General features: G+C 42.5%; 5 protein-coding genes. 3 read left to right on the plus strand and 2 right to left on the minus strand.

Annotation, left to right across the window (positions count from 1 at the left end; all coding sequences use genetic code 11):
- The first annotated feature begins 282 nt into the window (after positions 1-282).
- The 3 genes from hydN to hybG are packed head-to-tail and all read left to right on the plus strand — an operon-like array spanning position 283 to position 1,474.
- Positions 283-831: an electron transport protein HydN gene (hydN, locus tag JK188_RS16390; RefSeq protein ID WP_211887265.1), complete on the plus strand. Its 549-nt coding sequence runs from the start codon at positions 283-285 to the stop codon at positions 829-831.
- Between the two features lie 10 nt (positions 832-841).
- Complete coding sequence (hypA, locus tag JK188_RS16395; RefSeq protein WP_154637226.1) at positions 842-1,183, plus strand: hydrogenase maturation nickel metallochaperone HypA; 342 nt, start codon at positions 842-844, stop codon at positions 1,181-1,183.
- Positions 1,184-1,201: 18 nt separating this feature from the next.
- Positions 1,202-1,474 (plus strand): hydrogenase maturation factor HybG, encoded by a 273-nt coding sequence (hybG, locus tag JK188_RS16400; RefSeq protein ID WP_211886930.1) that lies wholly within the window; start codon positions 1,202-1,204, stop codon positions 1,472-1,474.
- Positions 1,475-1,607: 133 nt separating this feature from the next.
- Here hybG and JK188_RS16405 read toward each other — a convergent pair whose 3' ends face one another.
- Together JK188_RS16405 and fumC are read right to left on the minus strand one after the other, a co-directional pair.
- Complete coding sequence (locus JK188_RS16405; protein ID WP_132496423.1) at positions 1,608-3,401, minus strand: NAD-dependent malic enzyme; 1,794 nt, start codon at positions 3,399-3,401, stop codon at positions 1,608-1,610.
- A 41-nt stretch (positions 3,402-3,442) separates the two neighbouring features.
- Positions 3,443-4,884: class II fumarate hydratase (gene fumC, locus JK188_RS16410; protein WP_249216037.1), on the minus strand; the 1,442-nt coding region annotated here is incomplete at its 5' end.

Genomic DNA, 4,884 nt, shown 5'->3' on the forward strand with positions numbered 1-4,884 from the left:
AGTTTGATCCATTCACCTATTTTAGATACTGGTTGATTTAACCCAATATCCGCTTAATACCGATTTCATGCCTCTCGTCAATAATGTCGAAAACCGTGTCGAATATGAAAGCTCTATTTTTTTACAATTATCCGATAATAAATAACCCAATGATTTTATTAAATATATTTATTTAACGAATTTGGCACGATCCATGCTTATCTCTGAGTATTGTCAGCATAAGACGAGGCAACCGGAATAGACCGGATCCTATGCCCGTTTACGATCATTCAGGAGAATATGATGAACCGTTTCATCATTGCAGACCCAAAGAAGTGCATTGGCTGTCACACCTGTGAAGTGGCTTGTGTGGTCTCCCACCAAGAGCAAGAAACAGGGATTGCCACCGTTGTAAAGGATGAATTTTTTCCACGTATTCATGTACTCAAAGGCTATACCGTTAGCACTGCAGTGGTTTGTCGCCAGTGTGAAGACGCCCCGTGCGCCAATGTGTGCCCTAATGGCGCCATCAGCCGTAAAGATGATTTTGTGTATGTAGACCAATCTAAATGCATTGGTTGTAAAACCTGTGTTATCGCTTGCCCTTACGGCACCATGGAAGTCATCAGCCGCCCAGTTGCGCAGCACATCACGGCACTCAATACCATTCCACAGTATCGTGCTGAAGCGCATAAATGCGACTTATGCCATACCCGTGAAAGTGGGCCTGCTTGTGTGGAAGTTTGTCCAACAGAAGCCTTAATGATCGTTGACAGAAATAAAATGGATGAAATTATCAAAGAACGCCGTCGTCGCGCAGCCTTTGAAAATCCAGCGGATATTTTGTCTTAAGGAATGGCAAATGCATGAAGTTGCCTTATGCCAAAGCGCATTTGAGATTATTGAACAGCACGCTAAACGCAACCATGCTCGGCGGGTGACTGGCGTGTGGTTAGAACTCAGCGCCGTCTCTTGCGTGGAAGAATCGGCAGTGCATTTTTGTTTCGATATTATTTGCCGGAACACCCTCGCCCAAGGTGCCGAATTACATATCGTGATTTCCCCAGCACAAGCACAATGTCGAGATTGTCAGCATCAGGTACAAATAACCCAATTTGGTGAAGGATGCCCCCACTGCGGCAGCCAAAATTTAATTGTCGACAACGCTAGCGCCATGCAAGTGAAGCAGATTGAAGTTGAATAACCCGTTTAGGAGCCAGTTATGTGTTTAGGTATTCCCGGTCAAGTAGTTGCCGTTGGTCAAACCCCTATGGATAGCGCCCAAGTGGATGTTTGTGGTGTCCAACGGGAAGTGAATATTGCCCTCGTATGCGAAGGGGATACCGAGAGCATGGTCGGTAAATGGGTATTAGTTCACGTCGGTTTCGCCATGAGTATTCTTGATGAAAAAGAAGCTAGAGATACCTTAGAAGCGTTAATGGCAATGGAAGAAGTTGAGGAAGATGTAGGGTATTTTTTGCGAGGAAATACGTGATAGACCGTATTATTGCCCCACTGCTTTTTTGTATTTCGCCCCTTTTTACGCATCAAAAAAACCTGACACACTTTTGTGTCAGGTTTCATTAATTACCGTTTTACTCAATTAAACTATCAATCACACTCTGTAATTAGATAGCTTCAACTGGCACATAAACCGGCCACCAAGATTGTGTTCTCACCATTTCAACTTCAGAGTCACTGGCGTTAACCCCTGCTACGCCTTGGCTTTTCGCCATACGTAAAACAGCAAGAGCAACGATACTTGAAGTGATACGTAAATCTTCATTCGATGGTAATAACGATGCACCTTCTGAGCCTAATGTTGCTTGGCTTGCCACGGCTTGAACTGCGGCAAAAATCATTTCATCGGTAATTTTCGTGGCTTTAGACACGATAGCACCGAAGCCTAGTCCCGGATAAAGCGCAGCGTTATTTGCCTGACCGATTTTGTAGCAAACACCGTTATACATCACATCATCAAATGGCGCACCCGTTGCCACAAACACTTTACCTTCAGTCCATTCAATTAAATGCTGTGGTGTTGCTTCATGCAGTAATGTTGGGTTTGATAATGGGAAAATAATTGGGCGTTCAACGTGGCTTGCCATGCTGCGAACGATATCTTGAGTGAAGGCACCCGGTGTTGTTGATGTACCAATTAAAATCGTTGGTTTTACATTCTCAACAACCGTTGCTAAATCAATAATACCTTTAGCTTTATTCTGTTTCGCAAGGATATCCGCCATATCCGGCCAGCGGGTTTGTGCTTCAACAGAAACATCAACAATCTTTCTTGGATAGTTGGCAACATCTTGGCTGTTTTTCGCATAATCTTTTTGGAAATACAGTAAGCTGTCGACCATGTCGGTTGTCAGTAGTCCCGGCAAGTCAATTAACCAAATGCGAGAAATGGCTTCTTCACGAGACAGGCCACTGCGGATCATTTGGTCACGAATTTGGTCTGCAATACCACAACCCGCCGTTCCTGCGCCAAAGATAACCACTTTTTGCTCAGTCCAAGGCGTTTTACTTAATTTCACCGCATTCAATAAGCCTGACAATACAATGGCACCCGTGCCTTGCACATCATCGTTAAATGTCGCGAAATTCGCTCTGTATTTATCCAAAATGCGACGCGCATTTGTGGAACCGAAATCTTCCCAGTGCATAACAGCATTTGGAAATAGCTTTCTTGCCGCTTTGACATAAGCATCAACAAAATCGTCATAGACTTTGCCTTGAATACGCTCATGACGATTACCCACATATGATGGGTCATTTAACAGTTTTTCATTGTTAGTCCCAACATCGAGAACAACAGGAATAACACTGTGAGGATCTACGCCCGCGGCAGCAGTATAAACAGCCAGCTTACCGACTGAAATATCGATACCATTTGAACCCCAGTCTCCGATACCTAAGATTTCTTCTGCGTCAGTGGTCACGATCAATCGAATATCACCACCTTCAGCACCAAATGCACGCAGCTTTTCTTCGATTAATTCAGGTTCATTAATACTGAGGAAGATCCCGCGAGGACGAGTAATAATCTCGCTATAGTTTTCAATAGCATCGCCGACAACTGGGTCATAAACAACTGGCAGCATTTCCAGCATATGACGTTGTAATAATGCATAGAACAATGTCACGTTATTATCGTGCAAACGCCACATGTAAATATGTTTATCTAAATCAGAATGGCATCCACGGTAAGCGTGATAAGCACGGTTTAATTGTGTTTCCATATCCTCAGTTACAACAGGAGGAAGAATACCATTTAAGTCCAGCGCTTTTCGTTCTTCTTCAGTAAAAGCCGTTCCTTTATTTAATGATGGATCGCGTAATACTTCATATCCTCTTGCAGTGGTTTTAATTTTACGAATGTTATTTTCCACAACAACTTTAGCTTGTCGATTATACATAATTAATACCTTTTAATTTAAATATTATAATTCAGAGAAAACTACGCGCCAGATAGACCATTTCCTGTCATATCAATCGGATTGACATATTTATTAAAATCTTCTTCACTTATTTTTCCAGAAGCGATTGCAGATTCTTTTAACGTGATATTTTTCGCTATTGCATTTTCAGCAATATGCGCTGCATTTTGGTAACCAATAATTGGGGATAATGCCGTCACTAACATGACACTATTGTCCACATACTCGGTTATTTTCGTATTATTTAATTCAGTGCCTTCTACTGAATATTCCATAAATTTACGACAACCATCAGAAATAATACGAATGGAATGCAGGAGGTTATTAATAATTACCGGTCTCATCGCATTTAATTCAAAATTACCTTGGCTACCTGATATCGCAATCGCAGCATCATTACCCATAACCTGAATACCAATCATGACCATCGCTTCACATTGGGTTGGGTTGACCTTGCCGGGCATGATAGATGAACCAGGTTCATTCGATGGCAGTATTAATTCGCTAAAACCACAACGAGGACCCGAAGCTAGCCAGCGCATATCATTCGCAATTTTGATCAGCGCCACTGCCAGTCCGCGAATAGCCGCATGTGTGCGAACTAACGCGTCAAGAGAGCCTTGAGCGGTAAATTTGTTAGGTGCTGTAATAAACGGTTTTTGAGTTAATTCCGCTATCTTATCTGCGACATCTTTTGAAAAGCCTTTTGGCGCATTTAATCCTGTACCAACAGCCGTGCCACCAACAGCAAGTTTATAAAGATCTTGCTGACTACGTTTAATATCATCTAGCGCATCGCGTAATTGACCCGCCCAACCGTGCCACTCTTGTCCCACGGTTAAAGGCACTGCATCTTCGAGGTGAGTACGACCGATCTTAACGACAGTCATCCACGAATCAGCTTTCTTTTCAATAAGTTGAATTAAATCTTCAATGCTCGGAATTAATTGTTCATCAAGCGCAAAAATAGCGGCGATGTGCATTGCAGTAGGGAATGTATCATTGGAAGACTGACCCATGTTGACATCATCATTGGGTCCAACGGGCAATTGTGTTCCTAATGAGCCACCGAGTAATTGAATAGCTCGGTTAGAAATAACTTCATTCACGTTCATATTAGATTGTGTGCCAGAGCCTGTCTGCCATACATAAAGCGGATAATGCTCATCCAATTGACCATGAATAGTTTCATCAGCTGCGATAACGATCGCCTCTTTTTTCCATTCAGCTAATCGACCTGCTTCGCAGTTAACCAACGCACAAGCTTTTTTTACATAGCCATACGCGTGGTAAACCGATTTTGGCATTAAATCATCGCCAATATTAAAGTGCTGTAATGAACGTTGAGTCTGTGCCCCCCAATAACGATTTGCAGGAACATTTACTTTTCCCATGCTATCGAATTCTTCACGGGTGCCTGTTTCATTAATACCAATAGGGATGCTCTTATTTAGAATATAAT

The sequence above is a fragment of the Providencia sp. JGM181 genome, assembly GCF_018257375.1.
Lineage (GTDB): Bacteria > Pseudomonadota > Gammaproteobacteria > Enterobacterales > Enterobacteriaceae > Providencia > Providencia lanzhouensis.